Below are 20,945 nucleotides of genomic sequence, written 5' to 3' on the forward strand. Positions count from 1 at the left end.
CCACGCGTAAACTGTGGATATGTCGACATGGGACACCAGGCGCCGGCCGGATCCGGACCGCGGCGGCTCGCCCGCTGACCTGACCACGGTGTTCCGCAACCTCTGCCGGTCCTCACCATGGAAATGGCAAAGCCTCCGCTTTGAGTACTGGGATGAACCGTTTACCGCCGCCCCCGACCCGTCGGCACCGCTGGTGCGTGCCTGGCTGCGCCGGCCGGGAGCCCTCCGCCTCGAAACCTCCGACGGACTCGTCCTCCACAGCACTACGGGGATCAACGACTCCAAAGACGGGTTCTACGTCAGCGCCACCCGGAAATCGTGGCTGCTGCCGCCGCACCTTGTGGCGCCCGTTTACGACGACGGCGGCCTGGTGCGGCGCCGCCCTGAGGCCGCCTACGGCGAGCCGGGATTTGGCAACGGCCGCTTCTCCGCCGCCCTCGACCCCGTTGAGCTGGCAGGCAATGCGCCTGTCCCGCTGGAATTTCCGGGCAACAACGCCATGGAAATCAGTGATGTGCGCCGCGTCGACCACGAAGGGCGGCCAGCCCTTGAGGCCGAGGTCACACCAACGTCCGCCTACCACCCGGCGGACCCCGGAGCGCCGCTCTGCCTGCCCGGCACCAACCGGGTCCGGATCGACGTCGGGACGGGGGTCTGCGTGGCCAGCCAGTCCCTGGAATCGGCAACACCGGAGTACGGGCACTGGCTTCGGGTCATCGCAGTCGACGAATACATGCTGGATGATCTATTCCTGGCGGAGTCGATGAACCTCACGGACGTCCGCCGCCACATCAGCTGGGACGTCACTGCCTGAGCCGTCGGCTAAGCTTCCCTGATGACCGCACTGTCTTCCCTCTGGCCGCTTTTCAGCCTCACGCTGACCACACCCCGGCTGGTGCTGCGGCCCATCACGGACGACGACATTCCGGCTGCGGTGGCTGCGGCCCGGAGTGGAATCCATGAGCCCGGGAAGAGCCCCTTCAGCACCCCCTGGGCGGAGGTGCCCGCCGAGGAGCTCGGACCGAACATGGCCAGGTGGCATTGGCGCTGCCGCGCAGAGTCGACGCCTGAATCATGGAGCCTGGTCCTGGGCATCTGGCACGAAGGCCTCCTTGTCGGCTGTCAGGACATCGGCGCCAAGAATTTCGCCGCACTCAAAACTGTCTCCACAGGCTCCTGGCTCAAGCAGTCCGTTCAGGGCCTGGGACTCGGCAAGGAGATGCGCGCCGCCGTCGTGCTTTACGCCTTTGACTGGCTCAAAGCGGAAGTTGCCGAATCAGAAGCCGCAGCCTGGAACGCCGCCTCCCTGGGTGTGTCCCGCGCGCTCGGCTACGAACTCAACGGCATCACCAGGACAGCCTGGGGCGACAAGGTCGAAGACGTCCAAAAGATCCGCCTCACACCGGCAACTTTCAAGCGACCTGACTGGACCCTCCAAGTAGAGGGCCACGAACCCGCCGCGTCGTTCCTCGGGGTTGGCTGAGTCGTGGCTGGGTCCCGTAAGTTGGCGGCACGTCGCCGCACCGCCGCACGAGGAGGTCCACGGGCCTTCTCGTAGGAGCGCATCGCGGCGCATCGGGAACCGGAGGTCGCTCAGCGACCGCAGGGGCCCCTATGCGCCGTGTCTAAGCGACGGAGAAGGGCCGTGGCCCGACGAACTGGACCACGGCCCCTCGAGAACCAAACGCTGGCTAGATTTCGGCGCCCTCGAGCAGTTCTGTTACCAGGGCTGCTATCGGTGAGCGTTCGGAGCGGGTGAGGGTGATGTGGCCGAAGAGCGGGTGGCCCTTGAGGGTTTCAACGACGGCGGCTATGCCGTCGTGCCGGCCGACGCGCAGGTTGTCGCGCTGGGCGACGTCGTGGGTGAGGACGATCTTGGAGTTCTGCCCGATGCGGCTCATGACCGTGAGGAGCACGTTCTTCTCCAGGGACTGGGCCTCGTCCACAATCACAAAAGCGTCGTGCAGGGAACGACCGCGGATGTGGGTCAGGGGCATGACTTCCAGCATGCCCCGGTCCATGACTTCCTCCACGACTTCCTGGCTGACCAGGGCGCCCAGGGTGTCAAAGACAGCCTGGGCCCACGGGTTCATCTTTTCCTGCTCGGAGCCGGGCAGGTAGCCAAGCTCCTGCCCACCAACGGCGTACAGGGGCCGGAACACGATGACCTTCCGGTGCTCGCGGCGTTCCAGGACAGCCTCCAGGCCTGCACAGAGGGCCAACGCGGACTTACCGGTACCCGCCCGGCCTCCGATGGACACAATTCCGACGGCGGGATCCATCAGCATGTCGATGGCCAGCCGCTGTTCCGCCGAGCGTCCATGCAGGCCGAAAACGTCCCGGTCTCCCTTGACGAGCCGGACCTGCTTGTCGGCGCCTACCCGGCCCAGGGCCGAACCCCTGTTCGAGAGAAGCACCAGCCCGGTGTTGACGGGCATTTCCGCGGCCGCGGGGATAAAGACGGGCTCGTGGCCGTAGAGGGTGGAGATTTCGTCCTCGCTGGCCTCCACTTCCGCGACGCCGGTCCAGCCTGAGTCCTTCACCAGTTCATTGCGGTACTCGTCTGCCGTCAACCCCATCGCGGAGGCCTTGACGCGCATCGGCAGGTCCTTGGAGACCACGGTGACGTTCCGGCCTTCGTTGGCGAGGTTCTTGGCCACAGCCAGGATCCTGCTGTCGTTGTCGCCGCTCCTGAAGCCCAAGGGAAGCACCTCAGCGGAAATGTGGTTCATTTCCACCAGGAGGGTGCCGCCGTCGTCGCCGATGGGGATGGGCCGGTTCAGGCCGCCATGTTTGACGCGCAGGTCATCGAGGAGCCGCAGGGCCTTGCGGGCGAAGTATCCGAGTTCGGGGTCGTGCCGTTTGGCCTCCAGTTCGCTGATAACCACGATCGGAACAATGACCTCGTGCTCGGCGAAGCGAAGCAGCGCCCGCGGGTCAGAGAGCAGGACGGATGTGTCAATGACGAAACTGCTGATGGTGGTTCCCCCTCCGGAAACAGCAAAACCGGCCGCAGGCTTTTCGTCTGCTGCACCGGTTGTTGAGGTGGCTCGCGTGGCGCGAGAGGTAGCTTTCTGTCCCTGATCAAAAACGAGCTCGGGCAGTTGTTCAGAAATAGCCACATCGACTCCAGCCCCGGGCATGCCCGGAATTGTTATTGGTGAGGCGGCTCGGCCTGGAGGCCGGGCTCGGCCTCCCATACAACCGGTGCGACAATTCGCTCCATGTACTGGCCTCCCCGATCAGCCGGCGGTTTTGCCTGCTGATAGCTACAACGTAAATCCACACCAAGTAATTTCCGGCTTCATCCTTCGGCGATTCCTGTTGCAGCCATGTGAATTCCGCGTGAACGGCGCCGGCTCAGGTGCCGAAGCGCCGTTGCCGGCCCGCATAGTCGCGAAGGGCACGGAGAAAGTCCACTTTGCGGAAGGCAGGCCAGAGTGCTTCACAGAAATAGAACTCGCTGTAGGCGCTTTGCCACATCAGGAAGCCGGACAGCCGCTGCTCTCCGGAGGTCCGGATCACCAGATCGGGATCGGGCTGGCCACGCGTGTAAAGGAAGCTCGAAATATCATCAACGCTCAGGCTGTCGGCCAGCTTGGAGATGTCCGCGCCTTTGGCAACCGCATCATGGAGCAGCTCCCGGACCGCATCAACAATCTCCCGGCGCCCACCATAGCCCACCGCGACGTTGACGTGGATCTTTTCCCGCACGGGCGTCCGGGCTGTCAGTTTGTTGAGCCGTTCAGCGAGGTAGTCCGGAAGCAGTTCCGGAGCACCCATGGCGTGCACCGAGATGTTCGCGTCATCGTCCAGGCGGTCCAGAGTGTTGGCGATGATCCCCATCAGGAGGTCCAGCTCTTCGCTGGACCGGGACATGTTGTCCGTGGACAGCATGTACAGGGTGACTACTTTGACGCCGAGTTCCTGGCACCAGCCGAGGAACTCGTGGATCTTGTCCGCTCCAGCCTGATGGCCTTGGCTGGTGGGCGCGTTGAACTGCTTCGCCCAGCGCCGGTTGCCATCCACCATGACGCCGATGTGCCTGGGGATGCGGTCTCCGGCAAGATCCCTGAGCAGCCTGCGCTCGTAGAAGCCATAGAGGAAGCCGGGCAATTCCACGCGGAGACTCACCTGACTTCCCTTGCTGTACGACGCTTGCACATCCTAGGCTACCGTCCGCGGCGGGGAGCACGGTGCCGGGACACCGTATGACCGGACAGCAAATGTTACCGATGAGTAACTTACTGAAGCGTAGGTTATTCTGGACCCATGAACACCAAGACTCCAGACAGCCAGCCAGGACCGGCGCCGGAGGGCGGGGCCGGCCCCGTCGATGAAGCCGCTGTCCGTCTGGCCGAGCTCATGATGATCAAACCCAAATGGCGTGGCTGGATCCACACTGTCACTGCACCGCTGGCCCTGGCCGCCGGGATTGTCCTGGTCCTGCTGGCCCCCACGGCCGACCGCAAAATCACGTCCGCCGTCTACGCCGCCACCGGCGTCATGCTCTTCGGTATCAGTGCTGTGTACCATCGCGGCAACTGGTCTCCCGGCGTCAGGATGGTCCTGAAGCGGCTCGACCACACCAACATCATGCTGGTCATCGCGGGCAGCTACACACCGCTTGCCTGGTCACTGCTGGAGCGGCCCAAGGCGGTGCTGCTGCTTTGGGTCATCTGGTCCGGCGCCATCCTGGGTGTGCTGTTCCGGCTGCTGTGGACGCATGCGCCGCGCTGGCTGTACGTGCCGATCTACATCGCGCTGGGCTGCGGTGCGCTGTTCTACCTGCCGGAGTTTTTTGCGGCCAGTGTTCCCGCTGCCATCCTGATCTGCGTCGGCGGGATCCTCTACATCACCGGCGCCGTCTTCTACGCCCTCAAGAAGCCAAACTTCAGCTACGAGCACTTCGGCTTCCACGAACTGTTCCACGCGCTCACGGTGCTGGCCTTCGCCGCGCATTTCACCGCCATTGTTATCGCCGTCCTGAGTTGACGCCGTGGCGACCCAGGTCCTGGACCCGGCAGGTGTCCGGAGCCCGGGCTGCCTTAGTCCCGTGGCCGGGAACGGTCGGGGGCCGGGGCCTGCCCGTCCCCGTCTACCCCGGCATCGCTTTCCGGGCCTGCCATCCCGTCATGGGCGTCGGACGCCTCAACATCCGCGGCTGCTGCTGCCGCCAGGCGTTCCTCCTCCACCTGCGCACGGTACCGGACCCGGCGGATGCGGCGCACCATGTCCACGATCAGCAAGGTGGTGGCCAGCACAAAGAAGGCCGTCATGATGAAGCCCCACAGGCCGGGGGTGATCTGGTCCTCTGATACGCCCTCACGCAGGGAGGGGGTGGGCAGCGGCGACGGTGTGGTGGCCAGGGCGAGGAGCAAGTGATGCACTGTATAAACCTTCTATGGAAACTGATAGGCATCCGGCCGCCGGCGGAGGATCCGGCCCCTGCGGGCCACTCTTCTACGCGGCATAGAAATTGCCTGCTGCCTCTATCTTAGCCCGGCGAAAAGGTCCTTCTCCGGCAGCTCCGCGGGGATCCGGGACTGGATCAGGGAGTAGTCTTCCCACGGCCAGGCGCGGCGCTGCATCTCCGGGGCGACGGCGAAGAAGAAGCCCAGCGGGTCCACCTGTGTCCGGTGGGCGCGAAGGGCATCGTCCCGGGCTTCAAAGTAGTCGCCACAGTCGATCTGCGTAGTGGTGGGATGGCCGGCGGGCGGAGGCGTGTGCCCTTCGGCGTCCGTCTCAAGCCAGGCGGCGAGCCGTTCCGCATACGGCGACTGCAGGCCGGCTTCCTCCAGCGCGAAATGCAGGGCCCGGAACCGTTCCGGGCTGAACGCGCGGTCGTAGTACAGCTTGCTGGGTTCCCAGGCCTCCCCGGTATCCGGGTAGCGGTCCGGGTCGCCGGCCGCGTCGAAGGCTTCCACCGCCACCCGGTGGGCCATGATGTGGTCGGGGTGCGGGTAGCCGCCGTTTTCGTCGTAGCTGATGATCACGTGGGGCTTGAAATCCCGGACAAGGCGCACGAGCGGCGCGGCGGCGCGTTCCAGCGGCTGGATGGCAAACGAGCCTGCCGGCAGCGGCGGCAGCGGATCGCCTTCGGGAAGGCCCGAGTCCACGAAGCCCAGCCAGCGCTGCCGGATGCCCAGCACCTTGGCCGCCTGACCCATCTCGAGCCGTCGCGCGCCCGCCATGTCCCTCTTCGGGTGGGGTTCGCCTTCCACGGCGGGGTTCTGGATATCGCCCCTGGACCCGTCGGTGCACGTGGCCACCATGACATCGACGCCGGAGGCCGCGTACATGGCCATGGTCGCCGCGCCCTTGCTGGATTCGTCGTCCGGGTGGGCGTGGACGGCAAGCAGCCGGAGCGGGGCCTGGGTGGAGCTGGACGCTGTCATCGGTGGACGGCTCCTTTATGTTCTGTAGCCGCTGTGCTGGCCGCTTGTACTGGTGGGGCTGGCTGGTCCGGAGAACCCGGACCTGGATACGCACTAAACTGGACTGGTGACTTCCCAGGATCAGCCCGCCGTTTCCGCGCCAGCAGACACTAGCCTAGCCAATCGTTATGGCCGTCAAAAGCGGACCTTGTCCCGCAACACGAAGCGCATCATCGGGGCGGGTGCACTTGCCGCCGGAATCGGCTTTATGGCTTGGGTATCCACGTCCTCAGCCACCTCCAGCGTGACGTTCAAGGACATCGGCTACAGCACTACGGACGCCACCCAGGCCGAAGTGGACTTCCAAGTCACCCGGGAGCCGGGAACGGCCGTCAAATGCGCCGTGAAAGCGCTGGATTCCAAGTATGCAGTGGTGGGCTGGAAAGTAGTGGACATCCCGCCGGGCGAGGCTGAGGCGACTGCCGATGGCGGCCGGACCATTTCCCAGCGCACGGTACTGAAGACCGAGTCGCTGTCCGTGTCCGGGATAGTGGACAGCTGCTGGATTCCGGACGGCAGCAAATAGCGGAATGTGATCTGCGCCGCTTGCTTGTTGGGTTATGTCCACTGGATTGACTACAATGGAGCAATACCTTTACCCCGCTGAGCTGGTTACTGAGTTCCACAAGTGGCCACCGTGGCGGGGTCTTTTGCATGTATGACCGAAGAGGAGAAGTCCGTGTCGACCACCAACAGCGCGCCTGCAGCCTGGCTCACACAGGAAGCTTTTGACCGCCTGACGGCAGAGCTGGACCACCTTTCCGGCGCTGGCCGGGCGGAAATTGTCCAGAAGATCGAAGCAGCCCGCCAGGAGGGTGACCTCAAGGAAAACGGGGGCTACCATGCGGCCAAGGAAGAGCAGGGCAAGATCGAGGCCCGCATCCGCCAGCTCACGGCGCTGCTGCGCGACGCCCACGTCGGGGAAGCTCCCGCCGACGACGGAATCGTCGAAGCCGGCATGATCGTGGTGGCAAAGATCGCCGGTGACGAAGAGACCTTCCTGCTCGGGTCCCGCGAAATCGCCGGCGACTCCGACATTGATGTCTTCAGCGAAAAGTCACCGCTCGGCGCTGCGATCGTGGGCCATAAAGAGGGCGATACCCTCAGCTACACGGCGCCGAACGGCAAGGACATCACGGTGGAGATCCTCTCGGCCAGGCCTTACGCCGCCTAAGAGTCAGTTCTCACGTCAAGAGCCGGTCACCGTAAGGTGGCCGGCTCTTGACGTCTGCTTACGTCCGCCCTGGCGTTCCTAGACTCCGCGCCGGGGCCGCATCAGCAATGCAGCCGCCACGCCACCCACGGCCCCGCCCAGGTGCGCCTGCCACGAGATGTATCCCGCCACGAAGGGCAGGACGCCCAGCAGGATACTGCCGTAGACCATGAACAGCACGACGGCCAGCAGGATCTGGCGCCAGCTGTGATTAAAGAAACCCCGCACCAGCAGGAACGCGAAGAGTCCGAAGACCAGTCCGGATGCGCCCACGGTAACGCCGCCGTCGCCGATCAGCCAAACAGTCAGCCCGGAACCCAGCCAGCTCAAGGCCAGCGCCGTCAGGAACACCCGCAGTCCGGACAGAAATACCAGGAATCCGAAGATGATCAGCGGCAGGGTGTTTGAGAGCAGGTGGTTCAGGCTCGCGTGCAGCAGGGGGAACGTGAAGATGTCCAGGAGCCCGTCCAGGCTCCGCGGCCGCAGTCCGAACGTCCTGTTCAGCGAATGGAGGGTCAGCATGTTGACGATCTCGATCACAAACAGGGCGACGACGAACCCGCCCACCACCAGGATCCCGCCCTTGGCGCGGGACGCCGTCGTTTCGCGGCTTCTTGGCCTTCCGTCCCCCAGTGCATCAAGCATGACTGCCCCTTAATGCACCACGATGGGCTGGAAGCCCTCGGCCCGGAGTGCTCCGAGGACCTGCTCGCAGTGCTCATGTCCCTTGGTTTCAAGATTCACGGTAATTGACACGTCTCCCATACTGATGGAGCCGCCCACCCGCGTGTGGTCAAGCCCTGTCACGTTGGCGTCGTTCTCGGCGATGATCCTGGCGATGGTGGCGAGGGAGCCTGGCCTGTCATCCAGCATCATCCGTACGGTCATGTAGCGGCCGGCGGCGGACAGGCCGCGCTGGATGACCTTGAGCATAAGCATTGGATCGATGTTGCCGCCGGACAGGATCACCGCGGTGGTGCCGGGATTCTCGATCTTGCCGTCCATCAGGGCGGCAACCCCGACGGCGCCGGCGGGCTCCACGACCAGCTTGGCGCGTTCGAGCAGGAAAATCAGCGCTCGGGCCAGCGAATCTTCGCTGACTGTGACCACATCGTCGACCAGCTCGCGGATGATGCTGAACGGCAGCTGGCCGGGCCGGCCCACGGCGATGCCGTCGGCCATGGTGGAGACCTTCTTCAGCGGAACGAGCGCATCGGCCGCCAGCGACGGCGGGTACGCGGCTGCGTTCTCCGCCTGGACGCCGATGATGCGGATTTCCCGTCCCAGTTCACGGGCGCGGGCCTTCACGGCAACCGCGACGCCGGCCAGCAGGCCGCCGCCGCCAACGCCCATGAGGATGGTGTCGACGTTGGGGACCTGCTCAAGGATTTCCAGGCCGATGGTGCCCTGGCCTGCCACCACGTCCACGTTGTCGAAGGGGTGGACAAAAACGGTTCCGGATTCATTCGCGTAGCGCTGTGCCTCAGCCAGCGCCTCGTCAACATTGTGGCCGTGCAGGATCACCTCCGCGCCGTGGCTGCGGGTGGCTGCCAGCTTGGGGAGGGCTACACCCAGTGGCATGTAGATGCGTGCCTTGATGCCGAGGCTTTTTGCCGCAACAGCCACACCCTGCGCGTGGTTGCCGGCGGAGGCCGCAACAACCCCGCGCTTCTTTTCCTCCGGGGACAGCCGTGCCATCCGGACATAGGCTCCCCGGACCTTGAATGATCCGGCCCGCTGCAGGTTTTCACACTTGAAAAAGACTTCCCCGCCCACCATGCTGCCGAGGGCACGCGACGATTCCACGGGTGTCCTGGTAATAATCCCCTCAAGCAGCTTCTGCGCCTCCAGGACATCGTCCAGCGTGACGGGAAGGGTTTCGAGGATGTTCACGGACTATTCTCCTTTGACGGATTCTGCTCCGGTGCCCTGGCCTGCGGTGCTGGCCTGGGCCTCCGGATTGTGTGCGTTTGTGCTGGCTGCAGCTTCCTTGCCGCTCCTGGGCTTGCGGCCGGGCAGTCGGACGTCCTTGAAGGTGTTGTCCTCGCCGGCGCCAACCGTCACCGGCCCTCCGGGGGTTGCCAGCACTTGTTCATGTTCCCACGTTCTGCCGGCGATGTAGCGAATCGCCGAGTTTGCTACAGCCAGGATCGGGACCGAGAACAGGGCACCGGGGATTCCGGCGAGGTAGGAACCGGCCGCCACGGCCAGGATCACGGCGACGGGATGCAGGGCAACGGCCTTGCCCATCACGAGCGGCTGCAGGATGTGGCTTTCCAGCTGCTGGACGAGCAGCACGATTCCCAGCATGATGAGCGCGTTCACCCAGCCGTTGGCGACGAGGGCGAGCAGCACAGCCACGGCTCCGGTGACCAGGGCGCCGACAATGGGAATGAAGGAGCCCATGAACACCAGCACACCCAGCGGGAGCGCCAGCGGAACTCCGATGATGGCGGCACCCACACCGATTCCCACGGCGTCCACAAAAGCCACGAACATCTGGATACGGGCGTAGCTGACCATGGATGCCCAGCCCTTGCGGCCCGCCCCGAACGCGGCGGCCCGGGCTTTCCTCGGCAGCAGCCGGACCAGGAACGCCCAGATCCGGTCACCTTCAAGGAGGAAGAAGATCAGGACAAACAACGCGAGGACCAGCCCGGCGGCAAAATGCCCCGCAGTACTTCCGAACGAAAGGGCGCCGCTCAGGATGCTGCTGCTGTTGTTCTGCAGCGCGGCTGTTGCCTCCTGCAGATACTGGTCGATCTGGGCAGCAGACAGGTGAAGCGGCCCCTCCGCAAGCCAGCCCTGGATCTGCTGGATCCCGGCCAGCGCCTCGCTCCACAGCTCGCTGAACCCCGCCACAAGCTGCCGTCCCACCAGCGCCAGGGACCCGCCAATGAGACCGAGGAAACCAAGGACCGTGACGGCCACTGCGGCGCCGTTGGGAAGGCGGCGGTTCCTGAGCCAGCCGACGATGGGGCTGAGGAGCCCGGCCAGCAGGGCCGCAACCATAACAGGAATGATGAGGAAACTGATCCGGCTGAGGAGCCAGATCAACGCGCCCCCCACCAACAGGATGAGTCCCAGCCGCCACGCCCACGACGCCGCAATGCGGACACCGTAAGGGATGTCGCGGTCCAGTTCGCGGTCCGCCAGCACGCGCAGCGGCGGGACAGCGTCGGCACGGCCTGCAGGGTCTGCCGCGGGCCTGCCTTGCTGGGGGATGGCGGATCGGTGGGTCGGGGTGGCGTCCTCGGCTGGCGTCATAGCCTAATACTTCCCCAGCCGCGGGGTTATGGGAAACCGCTACCCGGCATGTCCCACGGTGGCGTCAATCCCCCAGGCCATGGTGAAGCTGTCACCCGGCGAAAGCCAGCGGAGCCCGTCACCGGAGTTGAAGGCATTGGCAGGTCCCGTCATGGGCTCGATCGCCACGGCCCGCGCCCTGCCGGGAAAGTCCGTGGTGACGAAGACATGGACGTAGCCGCACGTTTCGTCCTGCCACAGGCTGACGCCGCGGCCGTCCGGGGCGGTCAGCGTGTGGCGGGCCACCCCGCCGTCGAACCTTATGTCCGTCAGCGCGACGTCGATGTCCAGGTTTCCCACCCGCCGGCCCGCACGGAGGTCCGTGTCTCCGCTGACCGGTTCCGCGCTGCGTGGAATCAGCCGCTCATCGGCGACAAGCCGGGTGTCGGCGGACACCGTCAGCTGCAGTTCATCCAGGTCCGTATCGCCGAGCCGGAGGTAGGGGTGGGCGCCGAGGACGAAGGGGGCCGGCGCCTTGGAATCATTGGCCAGCGTCTGCCGGACCACCAGGCCAAGGTCCTCCGCCAACAGGTACTGCACGCGGTGCCGGACCAGGAACGGGTAGCCATGCTGGGGGAAGACCGTCGCTTCGAGGGTGACGGAGTACTGCGATTCGTCCACCAGGCTGTAGGCGGCGTTCCGGAGGAGTCCGTGGCTCGCGTTGTTCCGGGACATCTCGGTGATGTCCAGCTGCTGTTTCTTGCCGTCCAGGTACCAGACACCGTCCTCCACCCTGTTGGCCCACGGGGCGAGGGTAATGCCGGCGGCTCCGGGAGAAATCTCCGCGTCGCCGTAGGTCTCGGTCAGCTGCACACCGGCCCTGCTGTAGAGCCTCAGGCCGGCGGCCAGCTCGGTAATGACGGCGAGCGCGTCACCGCGCCTGAGCTCGTACTGCCGCCCGCTGGCGTACGCCCGGAACTCGGAAGGGGCGCTGGTATCCGGGATTGAACCTGTTGTCATGGGCACCACCGTACATCGCGCGGCGCCGGCAGTCCCAACACCCGGTAATTGTTATCTTTTGTTTGAAACTATTCCTTTTTGAGCGAAGCGTGCAATAATTGTGATGACGACGGCGAGGCACGGCTGGAAGGAGGATCTAATGCTCGCGGCACAACGGCAACACCTGATCCTCCAGGAGGTCCACAGCGAGGGAACAGTCCGGGTGGCCACCCTGGCTGCGCGCCTGGACGTCTCCGAAATGACCATCCGCCGGGACATCGATGTCCTCGACGCCGGCGGATTGGTCCTGCGCGTCCATGGCGGAGCGGCCAGGACGGACAGCTTCAGCGCACTGGAACCCGGGTTTGCCAGCAAGTCCACGCGGGGGCTGGCCGCCAAGGCTGCCATCGCCGCAGAAGCCCTTAGCCTGGTCCGGCCCGGAATGACCCTGCTTATCTCGGGCGGCACCACCACGTTTGAACTGGCCCGGATGTTGCCACGGAACTTCGATCTGACCGTAGCCACCAACTCGGTCATGGTGGCCAACTCGCTCGCTGCTGCGGATCCCGCCGGGGAGGACGGGGGCATCCGTACTCTGGTACTCGGCGGGGAACGGACTCCATCCGAAGCGCTCGTGGGGCCACTGACCGTCCGGGCCGTCAACACCGTTGCCGCCGACCTTTGCTTTATGGGCGCCCACGGGCTGGATCACCACGCCGGACTGACCTCGCCCAACCTCCTCGAAGCCGAGGTCAACGCCGCCATGGTCAAAGCATCCGGGCGGCTCGTTGTCCTCGCGGACTCCAGCAAGTACGGCCTTATTGGCCTTGCCGGCATATGCCCCCTGTCCGCCATCCACACCCTGGTGACGGACAGCGGACTCAGCCCGGCCTCCCTGACCGCCCTCCGACAAGACGTTCCCGAAGTCCGGACGGCAAGGATTCCAGACGGCCGGGACGGCCCTGCGGAACCAGCCACCGCCCACGCGGACGGCGACACACGGCAATCCCAGCCACCAGCACCCAAAGGAAAAACGCCATGACAGGTATCACCAGCACCAAGCTTTCCGACGGCCGGGAGCTGATCTATTTCGACGACGCGGCAACGCCGAAGCCACGCACTGCGGAAACCACAACTGACCGCCGGCCCCTGCCGGAGCGCGGCGAGCCAGGCGAAGTGCGGTTCGATGCCCTCACTGACGAATGGGTGGCCGTGGCCGCCCACCGGCAGGCCCGAACGCACCTGCCGCCTGCGGACCAGTGCCCCATCTGCCCCACCACAGCGAACAATCCCTCAGAGATACCAGCGCCGGACTACGACGTGGTGGTGTTTGAAAACCGGTTCCCTTCCCTGGGACCCGCCGTGGGACCCGTGCCGGCCGCCCCTGAATGGGGAACCACCGGCCCGGCGTACGGGCGCTGCGAAGTGGTGTCATTCACCCCGGACCACACCGGATCGTTCAGCGGACTGAGCGAGGCCCGGGCGCGGACGGTGGTGGAGGCGTGGGCACACCGCACCGAAGCGCTCAGCAGCCTGGCGGGGATCAAGCAGGTGTTCCCGTTTGAAAACCGGGGTGCTGACATCGGCGTGACCCTCCACCACCCGCATGGGCAGATCTACGCGTACCCGTACGTCACACCCAGGGCCGGGGTCCTCGGCGCCGCGGCACGGAAGTTCTACGATAAGTCGGACGGGCGGCAGACCCTCACGGGGTCGCTCCTGCGGTCCGAGCGGGAGGACGGGAGCCGGATGGTGATGGAGGGTGAAAACTTCAGCGCCTATGTTCCCTTCGCCGCCCGCTGGCCGCTCGAAATCCACCTGGTGCCGCACCGGCAGGTGCCCGACCTGGCCGCCCTGAGCGGGGAGGAAAAGGACGAACTGGCGCATGTCTACCTGGACCTGCTCAAACGGCTCGACGCCCTGTACCCCACGCCCACGCCGTACATCTCGGCATGGCACCAGGCCCCGCTCGATGACCTCCTGCGCCCTGCAGGCTACCTGCACCTCCAACTGACGTCACCGCGCAGGGCGGCCGACAAGCTCAAGTACCTGGCCGGATCCGAAGCCGCGATGGGCGCCTTCATCAACGACACCACCCCCGAAAGCGTGGCGGAGCGGCTCCGCGCCGTGACCGTCCCGGAGTCCACCCCCGCCGCTACAGCCCTCCCCCTGGGGGCCCTATCTGAAGGAGCACACGCGTGAGCGCCGCACCCGATCCGCTGACAACACAGGCACCGCCCAGCACGGCGGACCTTGCCGCCCGCTTTGAGCGGGAGTTCGGCAGGCTTCCCGACGGCGTCTGGCAGGCACCGGGCCGCGTCAACCTGATCGGCGAACACACCGACTACAACGAAGGCTTTGTGCTTCCGTTCGCGATCGACAAGACGGCCCGGGTGGCCATCGCAGCCAGGGCGGACTCTGCGGTCCGGCTTCTGTCCACGTACGGTGACCAGGGCGTCGTCAGTGCCAACCTCGGCACCTTGGACGCCGCTGCCGCCAAAGGCTGGACGAAGTATCCGCTCGGTGTCATCTGGGCCCTGCAGGAGCGGGGAATCGCAGTTCCGGGCCTGGACCTGCTGCTCGATTCCAATGTCCCCCTCGGCGCCGGCCTCTCCTCATCCCACGCCATCGAGTGCGCGGTCATCTCAGCCCTCAACGATCTGACGGGCGCCGCGCTCGAACCCGAGGAAATGGTCCTCGCCACCCAGCGGGCGGAAAACGACTTCGTGGGCGCCCCCACGGGCATCATGGACCAGTCGGCGTCACTGCGCGGCTCCAAGGGTCACGCCGTGTTCCTTGATTGCCGCGACCAGAGTGTCCAGCTGGTTCCTTTTGAAGCCGAGCCTGCCGGCCTGGTGATGCTGGTGATCGACACCAAGGTCTCCCACTCCCACGCCGACGGAGGTTACGCCTCCCGCCGGGCCTCCTGCGAACTGGGAGCCGAGGTCCTGGGCGTCAAGGCGCTCCGCGACGTCCGGGTGGACGATCTCGAAGAAGCCGCCGGGCTTCTGGACGAGGTCACCTACCGGCGCGTACGCCACGTGGTCACGGAAAACGACCGTGTGCTGCAGACAGTCGAGCTGCTGGCGAGCGAGGGCCCCGGCTCCATCGGCGCCCTGCTGGATGCCAGCCACGCCTCCATGCGCGACGACTTCGAAATCTCCTGTCCGGAACTGGACCTGGCCGTAGCGACGTCGCGTGCCAACGGGGCGATCGGCGCCCGGATGACCGGCGGCGGCTTTGGCGGGGCGGCCATTGCGCTCACCCCGGTGGACGCAGAGAACCAGGTGCGCGCCGCCGTCGAACGTGCGTTCGCGGCGGCCGGCTACCGGGCTCCTGACATCTTTACCGTCACCCCTGCCGCCGGAGCCATGCGCCTTTCCTAGGGTGCCCGCGGACAAAAGAGGAGAGGGTCCCCGCCTGGTGCGCGGGGACCCTCTCCTTATGTGTTGAACGTACGACGGCGGATGCCGGCTTGGGTGCTAGTCGTCGCCCCGCAGGATGGCGAGCAAGCGGATGATTTCCACGTAGAGCCACACGAGGGTGACGGTCAGGCCAAACGCTGCGGTCCAGGAGAAGCGCTGCGGAGCGCCGCTCTGGACGCCTGCCTCGATGCTGGTGAAGTCCATGACCAGGGAGAACGCGGCCAGGCCGATGGCAAGGACGCCAATAACCACACCAATGATGCCGCTGCGCAGACCGAAGGGCTCAGTGGTCAGGCCTGTCATCATCATGACGAGGTTAACCAGGGAGAACAGGGCGTAGCCGGCCAAAGCGATCATGAAGAACTTCATGGCCTTGGGGGTAGCCCGGACCTTGCCGCTCTTGAACAGGAGCAGCGTCACGGTGAAGACGGACAGCGTGCCGATGACAGCCTGGAGCCCGACACCCGGGTACATGGTGTCCAGGACGCGGGTCAGTCCGCCGAGGAAGAGACCCTCGAGGCCTGCATAGGCCAGGATCAGCGCCGGCGACGGCTGCTTCTTGAACGTGTTGACGAGCGCCAGGACGAAGCCGCCCAGGGCGCCGACGATCATCAGCAGGCTCGCGAGTCCCATGCTGACGAACAATGTCACCGCGGCGCCGACGAGCAGCACTCCGAGGCAGGCTGCTGTCTTGATGATGACGTCGTCGTAAGTCATCCGGCCGGTGTCTGCGGGGCCCGCAGCCGGCTGGTTGTACATCTGCTGCAGCTGCTCGTTGGTCATGTTCTGCTGGGCGTAGCCGCCCTGGCCGTCCATAACCTGGCCGGGCGCGCGGCCAAACGACTGCTGTCCGTACGGCTGGCCATAGGGCTGCTGGCCGTAAGGGGCCTGTCCGTAGGGCGCCTGCGGGACAGGCGGCGCCTGCGTTGCTCCACGGAAATTCTTTCCGTTGAAGATCGGGTTTCCGCCAAGTGCCATTGCTGGTGTCCTCCAAGTAAGGGGTCGGTGTTGAACCTTATGATTCACGTTACCAATTTCCACGGTCCGGCACCGCCAAAAGTTCCCCGGCCGTTGCGGACGCAACCCAACTGTGACATGGGGCGTTGCCTTCCGGACACGGTCCTTCCCCCTTCGCAGCCGGCGAACTGTTAAGAAATACCGTGGATCAACAAAAGTTTCTTTAGGACTGCTAAAGGTGTGCTGGTGCGCCGCTACACAGTTGTTATCCGATCGCGACCCCGCGGCCGCTTTTGGCGGCATTTATTGCGTCCCGGGCGCTGTAACATAAGGCCAAGCCGGGTGACGGAAATCACAGAATCACAGCGTTTCCCGATGTCAGTACCGCATCACTGTCTGTCCCGGCTACGTTCGCAGCGGTTGCAATGGCGCAGCCGAGACCACCCCCAAGTGGAGGTTTTTCAATTTGAGAAGTACATCCAAAGGCCTGCCGCACCGGCGGCGCGTCGGATTGCTAAGAATGATGGGGGCCATTTCTGCGTCCGTCATGGCAATCCTGCTCGTCGTTGCACCGGCATCACTGGCCACTTCCCCGTCACCGACACCATCCCCGTCGAATACGACTTTCCAGAACAACATCAGCGGCTTCCTGCGGGATGACACCCGGGCACCGCTTGCAAATGTCACAGTCACCGCCAAGAGCGGCGACTTCACCGGGACCACGAAGTCGGCTGCGAACGGCTCGTGGAACATCGGAGTCCCCGAACAAGGTACGTATGAAATCGAACTGGATGAGTCCACCCTGCCGGAAGGAATCAAGCTGGCCGATGGCCAGGAGAACCCCCGCTCAGTGACCTTCAGCCAGACGTCGAACCTTTCAGTCATTTTCGCCTTCGGCAAAGGCATCGTGGTCCAACAGCAGGACTTCGGACAGAACCTGCTGAACCGCCTCGTGGCAGGTCTTAGCTTTGGCCTCTTGCTGGCCCTGGCAGCAGTGGGGCTATCGCTCATCTTCGGCACCACCGGCCTGACAAACTTCGCCCATGGCGAGATGGTCACGCTCGGCGCGGTCCTGGTGTTTACGTTCAACGCGGTTGGCATGCCCTTCTGGCTGGCCATCGTTTTGGCGCTGCTTGGCGGCGGCCTCTTTGGCTACGTCCAGGACGCGGGGCTGTGGAAGCCGCTCAGGCACCGTGGCACCGGACTGGTCCCGATGATGATTGTCAGCATCGGTCTCGCTTTGGCCGTGCGGTACATCATCCAGTTCAACTTCGGTGGCGCCACGCAGCAGCTGCCGTTCGCACAGAGTCCGGAAATCCAGCTGGGCCCGGTGTCCATCTCCCCCAACAACCTCTGGTCACTGGTCATCAGTGCCGTCGTCATCGCCATCCTCGGCGTTATCCTGCTCAAGACCCGGCTCGGCAAGGCAACCAGGGCAGTGGCCGACAATCCCGCCCTGGCAGCCGCATCCGGGATCGACGTGGACAACGTCATCCGCATCGTCTGGGTGGCCGGCGGCATGCTGGCGTCCCTGGGTGGCATTCTCTGGGCCTACTACCGCCCCGGCGTCACGTTCGACATGGGGTCCCAGCTCCTGCTGCTCATCTTTGCCGGCGTCACCCTCGGCGGCCTCGGAACCGTCTGGGGCGCACTGATCGGGTCCATCATCGTCGGCATCTTCGTCGAGCTGACTACAGTGGTCGGCCTCGCTGCAGACCTCAAATACGTGGGAGCACTTTTCATCATGATTGTTGTCCTCTTGTTCCGGCCGCAGGGCATCCTGGGCCGTCGCGAGCGCGTGGGTTAGGAGACGGACATGGACTTTGGATTCATCCTTGCCAGCGCTTTCGGCGAAATTTTCACTCCAACAACCGCTGCCTACGCACTTGCCGCCCTGGGCCTTGCCGTCCACTTCGGCTACTCGGGGCTGCTGAACTTCGGGCAGGCCGGTTTTATGGCGGTCGGCGCTTACGGCTTCGCCATCTCGACGCTCACCTTTGGTGTCCCGTTCTTTATGGGGCTGCTCATCGCGGTGGTCTGCTCTGCCATCTTCGCCCTGCTGCTGGGCATACCCACACTCCGGCTGCGCGCCGACTACCTCGCCATTGTCACCATCGCGGCGGCAGAGATCGTCCGCTACATCGTCACCACGAACCAGCTCACCGATGTCACCGGCTCAGCCGACGGCCTCGCCGCCTTCGAGCTAGGGTTCTACGCCATGAACCCGTTCCCCGAGGGGTCCTACCTGGGCATGAACAACCGCGATTTCTTCATCCGCGTGGTCGCCTGGAGCGTTGTGATCATCTGCTGCCTGCTGGTGTGGCTCCTGATGCGCAGCCCCTGGGGACGCGTCCTCAAGGGCATCCGTGAAGACGAGAACGCGGTCCGGTCCCTGGGCAAGAACGTGTACTCCTACAAAATGCAGGCCCTGATCATCGGCGGTGTCCTCGGCGCCCTGGCAGGCATGGTCTTCACTCTCCCCCGCGGGTCGGTGCAGCCAGCCAACTACGGCACAGAACTCACGTTCTTCCTCTACACCTGCCTGCTCCTCGGCGGCCTGGGCACCGTCCTGGGCCCCGTGGTCGGCGCCATGATCTTCTGGGTGGTGCTGTCCCTGACCCAGGGAATCCTCTACGGCCTGATCGAATCCGGGGCAGTCACCTGGCTCAACACCGTGCAGGCCGGGCAGTTGCGTTACATCCTCGTTGGCATCGCCCTGATGCTGCTGATGATTTTCAGGCCCCAGGGCGTCTTTGGCAATAAAAAGGAGCTGGCGTTCGCATGAGCAAGCACAGCGAAAATCCCGCCGCGGGTTCCGCGGAGGAAAACGTCGACTACATGACCGACCAGCGGCCCATTGCACTCGGCGAAACGGCACCAGGCTGCAAGAAACGCGATCCCATCGTGGTGGCCGAAAACGTCACCCGCACCTTTGGCGGCATCAACGCCGTGGACGTGGAATACCTCGAAATCCCGCGCCACAAAATCACGGCGCTGATCGGCCCCAACGGGGCCGGCAAAACAACGCTCTTCAACCTGTTGACCGGGTTCGATACCCCGAACTCCGGGAAGTGGCAGTTCGAAGGCAACAGCCTCGCCGGAGTCTCCTCGTACAAGGTTGCCCGCATGGGCATGGTCCGCACCTTCCAGCTCACCAAAGTGATGGGCAAACTGACGGTCATGGAGAACATGCGCCTCGGCGCGTCCAACCAGCCCGGCGAAAGCCTGTCCAAGGCCCTCTTCAAGAACATCTGGGGCGTCAGGGAAAAGGAGATCACGGCCCAGGCTGAAGTACTGCTGGAAAAGTTCAAGCTGGACGCCAAGAAGGACGACTACGCCGCTTCGTTGTCGGGAGGGCAGCGAAAGCTCCTTGAGATGGCCAGGTCGCTGATGGTGCGTCCCAAGCTGGTGATGCTGGACGAACCAATGGCCGGGGTCAACCCTGCGCTCACCCAGTCACTTTTGGACCACATCAAGAACCTCAAATCCGAGGGGATGACGGTGCTGTTTGTTGAGCATGACATGCACATGGTCCGGCATATCGCCGACTGGGTGGTGGTCATGGCCGAGGGCAAGGTGGTGGCCGAAGGTCCACCCGGCGATGTTATGAAGAACCCCGCAGTCATCGACGCCTATCTCGGCGCCCACCACGACGTTGACCTCGGCGACGCCGAGGGCATCAAGGAGCTCGAGGCTGAACTTGAGGCTGACGAAGAATCGATCGTGGGCACGGAAAATGCCGGCATCATTGCCGTCGACGTTGTGGCGCCGGAACTCAAGCAGGAGGACCGTGAAAAGCCCGGATTCAAAGAAAGGGGTACGGAATGAGCGCCACGAGCACGGCTCCGTCCGCACAGCCAGCACCCACTGATGACGCAGTTGTCACCGTTAAGGACCTGGTGGCCGGATATCTCCCGGGCGTGAACATCCTCAACGGCTGCAGCATCGAAGCCCGCAAGGGTGAACTGATCGGCATCATCGGCCCCAATGGCGCTGGCAAGTCCACGCTCCTCAAGGCCATGTTCGGCCTGGTGAAGGTCCACTCGGGCACTGTTGTGGTGCGCGGGCAGGACATCACCGGGCTGAAAGCCAACAAGCTCGTCACCAAGGGCGTGGGATTTGTACCTCAGAACAACAACGTTTTCGCGGCGTTGACGATTGAGGAAAACATGCAGATGGGCATGTTCCAGCGGCCGAAGGACTTCGCGGAGCGGTTCGACTTTGTCACCAGCCTCTTCCCTGAACTCGGGAAACGCCGGGCCCAACGTGCGGGCTCACTGTCCGGCGGTGAGCGCCAGATGGTGGCCATGGGCCGGGCACTCATGATGGACCCGGCTGTCCTGCTGCTGGACGAGCCCTCCGCCGGGCTCTCCCCCGTCAAGCAGGATGAAACGTTCCTTCGCGTGCACGAGATCAACCGGGCCGGCGTGTCAGTGATCATGGTGGAACAGAACGCGCGCCGCTGCCTCCAGATCTGCGACCGCGGCTACGTCCTTGACCAGGGACGGGATGCCTACACAGGCACGGGCAGGGAGCTCATGAAGGACCCCAAGGTCATCCAGCTTTACCTGGGGACCCTGGCCGACCAGGACTAGTTCCCCCCGCCCTGCACAAGAGGGCCGCCGCCGGTGAATGATGCCGGCGGCGGCCCTTTTCTGTTGCCGCCGG

The 20,945-nt window shown here is 64.6% G+C and carries 21 protein-coding genes; 12 read left to right on the plus strand and 9 right to left on the minus strand.

The features are described from left to right. The first annotated feature begins 19 nt into the window (after nucleotides 1-19). Together EYS21_RS08060 and EYS21_RS08065 are read left to right on the plus strand one after the other, a co-directional pair. Nucleotides 20-814 (plus strand): hypothetical protein, encoded by a 795-nt coding sequence (locus tag EYS21_RS08060; protein WP_165478279.1) that lies wholly within the window; start codon nucleotides 20-22, stop codon nucleotides 812-814. Nucleotides 815-835: 21 nt separating this feature from the next. Further along, a complete protein-coding gene (locus EYS21_RS08065) occupies nucleotides 836-1,483 on the plus strand; it encodes a GNAT family protein (protein WP_131132676.1) in 648 nt (215 codons plus the stop codon). Nucleotides 1,484-1,691: 208 nt separating this feature from the next. On the opposite strand, the gene EYS21_RS08070 is transcribed toward EYS21_RS08065, so the two are convergent. After that, nucleotides 1,692-3,122 carry a PhoH family protein gene (locus tag EYS21_RS08070; protein WP_131132677.1) on the minus strand — a complete coding sequence of 477 codons (1,431 nt, stop codon included), beginning with the start codon at nucleotides 3,120-3,122 and terminating at the stop codon, nucleotides 1,692-1,694. Nucleotides 3,123-3,360: 238 nt separating this feature from the next. Beyond that, a complete protein-coding gene (locus EYS21_RS08075) occupies nucleotides 3,361-4,122 on the minus strand; it encodes an isoprenyl transferase (protein WP_131132878.1) in 762 nt (253 codons plus the stop codon). Between the two features lie 231 nt (nucleotides 4,123-4,353). Here EYS21_RS08075 and EYS21_RS08080 point away from each other — a divergent pair, with 231 nt between their 5' ends. Continuing rightward, nucleotides 4,354-4,995, plus strand: a complete 642-nt coding sequence (locus EYS21_RS08080; protein WP_131132879.1) for a hemolysin III family protein — start codon at nucleotides 4,354-4,356, stop codon at nucleotides 4,993-4,995. A gap of 53 nt (nucleotides 4,996-5,048) precedes the next feature. On the opposite strand, the gene EYS21_RS08085 is transcribed toward EYS21_RS08080, so the two are convergent. Together EYS21_RS08085 and mca are read right to left on the minus strand one after the other, a co-directional pair. After that, nucleotides 5,049-5,390 (minus strand): hypothetical protein, encoded by a 342-nt coding sequence (locus tag EYS21_RS08085; protein WP_131132678.1) that lies wholly within the window; start codon nucleotides 5,388-5,390, stop codon nucleotides 5,049-5,051. 102 nt (nucleotides 5,391-5,492) lie between these two features. Continuing rightward, on the minus strand, nucleotides 5,493-6,398 hold the full coding sequence (mca, locus tag EYS21_RS08090; RefSeq protein WP_131132679.1) for a mycothiol conjugate amidase Mca: 906 nt from the start codon (nucleotides 6,396-6,398) through the stop codon (nucleotides 5,493-5,495). A 106-nt stretch (nucleotides 6,399-6,504) separates the two neighbouring features. On the opposite strand from mca, the gene EYS21_RS08095 reads away from it, so the two are divergent. Together EYS21_RS08095 and greA are read left to right on the plus strand one after the other, a co-directional pair. Continuing rightward, on the plus strand, nucleotides 6,505-6,963 hold the full coding sequence (locus EYS21_RS08095) for a DUF4307 domain-containing protein (RefSeq protein ID WP_131132680.1): 459 nt from the start codon (nucleotides 6,505-6,507) through the stop codon (nucleotides 6,961-6,963). Nucleotides 6,964-7,116: 153 nt separating this feature from the next. Next, nucleotides 7,117-7,611 carry a transcription elongation factor GreA gene (gene greA / locus EYS21_RS08100; protein ID WP_131132681.1) on the plus strand — a complete coding sequence of 165 codons (495 nt, stop codon included), beginning with the start codon at nucleotides 7,117-7,119 and terminating at the stop codon, nucleotides 7,609-7,611. A 78-nt stretch (nucleotides 7,612-7,689) separates the two neighbouring features. On the opposite strand, the gene EYS21_RS08105 is transcribed toward greA, so the two are convergent. From EYS21_RS08105 to EYS21_RS08120, 4 genes are read right to left on the minus strand one after another with little or no spacing between them, the layout of a single operon-like run. After that, nucleotides 7,690-8,295: a rhomboid family intramembrane serine protease gene (locus tag EYS21_RS08105; RefSeq protein ID WP_131132682.1), complete on the minus strand. Its 606-nt coding sequence runs from the start codon at nucleotides 8,293-8,295 to the stop codon at nucleotides 7,690-7,692. A gap of 9 nt (nucleotides 8,296-8,304) precedes the next feature. Further along, nucleotides 8,305-9,543, minus strand: coding sequence for a threonine ammonia-lyase (gene ilvA, locus EYS21_RS08110; protein ID WP_131132683.1), 1,239 nt, complete (start codon nucleotides 9,541-9,543; stop codon nucleotides 8,305-8,307). A gap of 3 nt (nucleotides 9,544-9,546) precedes the next feature. Then, a complete protein-coding gene (locus EYS21_RS08115; RefSeq protein WP_131132684.1) occupies nucleotides 9,547-10,917 on the minus strand; it encodes an AI-2E family transporter in 1,371 nt (456 codons plus the stop codon). A gap of 39 nt (nucleotides 10,918-10,956) precedes the next feature. Next, nucleotides 10,957-11,916, minus strand: a complete 960-nt coding sequence (locus EYS21_RS08120) for an aldose 1-epimerase family protein (RefSeq protein ID WP_131132685.1) — start codon at nucleotides 11,914-11,916, stop codon at nucleotides 10,957-10,959. Between the two features lie 139 nt (nucleotides 11,917-12,055). Here EYS21_RS08120 and EYS21_RS08125 point away from each other — a divergent pair, with 139 nt between their 5' ends. From EYS21_RS08125 to galK, 3 genes are read left to right on the plus strand one after another with little or no spacing between them, the layout of a single operon-like run. Continuing rightward, entirely contained in the window at nucleotides 12,056-12,937 is an 882-nt protein-coding gene (locus EYS21_RS08125) for a DeoR/GlpR family DNA-binding transcription regulator (RefSeq protein ID WP_131132686.1), read from the plus strand. Continuing rightward, entirely contained in the window at nucleotides 12,934-14,097 is a 1,164-nt protein-coding gene (gene galT / locus EYS21_RS08130; RefSeq protein WP_131132687.1) for a galactose-1-phosphate uridylyltransferase, read from the plus strand. Before EYS21_RS08125 ends, galT begins: the two co-directional genes overlap by 4 nt. Next, nucleotides 14,094-15,281, plus strand: coding sequence for a galactokinase (galK, locus tag EYS21_RS08135; RefSeq protein WP_131132688.1), 1,188 nt, complete (start codon nucleotides 14,094-14,096; stop codon nucleotides 15,279-15,281). The genes galT and galK overlap by 4 nt, the downstream gene beginning before the upstream one ends. 96 nt (nucleotides 15,282-15,377) lie before the next feature. Here the strand turns inward: galK and EYS21_RS08140 are convergent, their stop codons facing one another. Beyond that, nucleotides 15,378-16,298 (minus strand): Bax inhibitor-1/YccA family protein, encoded by a 921-nt coding sequence (locus EYS21_RS08140; protein ID WP_131132689.1) that lies wholly within the window; start codon nucleotides 16,296-16,298, stop codon nucleotides 15,378-15,380. Nucleotides 16,299-16,800: 502 nt separating this feature from the next. On the opposite strand from EYS21_RS08140, the gene EYS21_RS08145 reads away from it, so the two are divergent. Genes EYS21_RS08145 through EYS21_RS08160 form a run of 4 tightly spaced genes read left to right on the plus strand, consistent with a single transcriptional unit; the run spans nucleotide 16,801 to nucleotide 20,872 of the window. Next, nucleotides 16,801-18,084, plus strand: a complete 1,284-nt coding sequence (locus EYS21_RS08145) for a branched-chain amino acid ABC transporter permease (RefSeq protein ID WP_207307715.1) — start codon at nucleotides 16,801-16,803, stop codon at nucleotides 18,082-18,084. Nucleotides 18,085-18,093: 9 nt separating this feature from the next. Continuing rightward, nucleotides 18,094-19,062, plus strand: coding sequence for a branched-chain amino acid ABC transporter permease (locus tag EYS21_RS08150; RefSeq protein WP_131132691.1), 969 nt, complete (start codon nucleotides 18,094-18,096; stop codon nucleotides 19,060-19,062). After that, complete coding sequence (locus EYS21_RS08155) at nucleotides 19,059-20,105, plus strand: ABC transporter ATP-binding protein (RefSeq protein ID WP_131132692.1); 1,047 nt, start codon at nucleotides 19,059-19,061, stop codon at nucleotides 20,103-20,105. The genes EYS21_RS08150 and EYS21_RS08155 overlap by 4 nt, the downstream gene beginning before the upstream one ends. Then, the gene (locus EYS21_RS08160; protein WP_131132693.1) at nucleotides 20,102-20,872 is read left to right on the plus strand and encodes an ABC transporter ATP-binding protein; all 771 of its coding nucleotides are present in this window, start codon (nucleotides 20,102-20,104) and stop codon (nucleotides 20,870-20,872) included. The genes EYS21_RS08155 and EYS21_RS08160 overlap by 4 nt, the downstream gene beginning before the upstream one ends. The last annotated feature ends 73 nt before the right edge of the window (nucleotides 20,873-20,945 follow it).

It is taken from the genome of Arthrobacter sp. S39, assembly GCF_004320525.1.
In the GTDB taxonomy this organism is placed as follows: Bacteria; Actinomycetota; Actinomycetes; order Actinomycetales; family Micrococcaceae; genus Arthrobacter.

Coding starts and splice junctions, on each gene's coding strand:
- EYS21_RS08060 (WP_165478279.1), top strand. CDS start 20: ATGTCGACATGGGACACCAGGCGCCGGCCGGATCCGGACCGCGGCGGC.
- EYS21_RS08065 (WP_131132676.1), top strand. CDS start 836: ATGACCGCACTGTCTTCCCTCTGGCCGCTTTTCAGCCTCACGCTGACC.
- mca (WP_131132679.1), bottom strand. CDS start 6,398: ATGACAGCGTCCAGCTCCACCCAGGCCCCGCTCCGGCTGCTTGCCGTC.
- EYS21_RS08105 (WP_131132682.1), bottom strand. CDS start 8,295: ATGCTTGATGCACTGGGGGACGGAAGGCCAAGAAGCCGCGAAACGACG.
- EYS21_RS08115 (WP_131132684.1), bottom strand. CDS start 10,917: ATGACGCCAGCCGAGGACGCCACCCCGACCCACCGATCCGCCATCCCC.
- EYS21_RS08120 (WP_131132685.1), bottom strand. CDS start 11,916: ATGACAACAGGTTCAATCCCGGATACCAGCGCCCCTTCCGAGTTCCGG.
- EYS21_RS08125 (WP_131132686.1), top strand. CDS start 12,056: ATGCTCGCGGCACAACGGCAACACCTGATCCTCCAGGAGGTCCACAGC.
- galT (WP_131132687.1), top strand. CDS start 12,934: ATGACAGGTATCACCAGCACCAAGCTTTCCGACGGCCGGGAGCTGATC.
- EYS21_RS08140 (WP_131132689.1), bottom strand. CDS start 16,298: ATGGCACTTGGCGGAAACCCGATCTTCAACGGAAAGAATTTCCGTGGA.
- EYS21_RS08145 (WP_207307715.1), top strand. CDS start 16,801: ATGGGGGCCATTTCTGCGTCCGTCATGGCAATCCTGCTCGTCGTTGCA.
- EYS21_RS08150 (WP_131132691.1), top strand. CDS start 18,094: ATGGACTTTGGATTCATCCTTGCCAGCGCTTTCGGCGAAATTTTCACT.
- EYS21_RS08155 (WP_131132692.1), top strand. CDS start 19,059: ATGAGCAAGCACAGCGAAAATCCCGCCGCGGGTTCCGCGGAGGAAAAC.
- EYS21_RS08160 (WP_131132693.1), top strand. CDS start 20,102: ATGAGCGCCACGAGCACGGCTCCGTCCGCACAGCCAGCACCCACTGAT.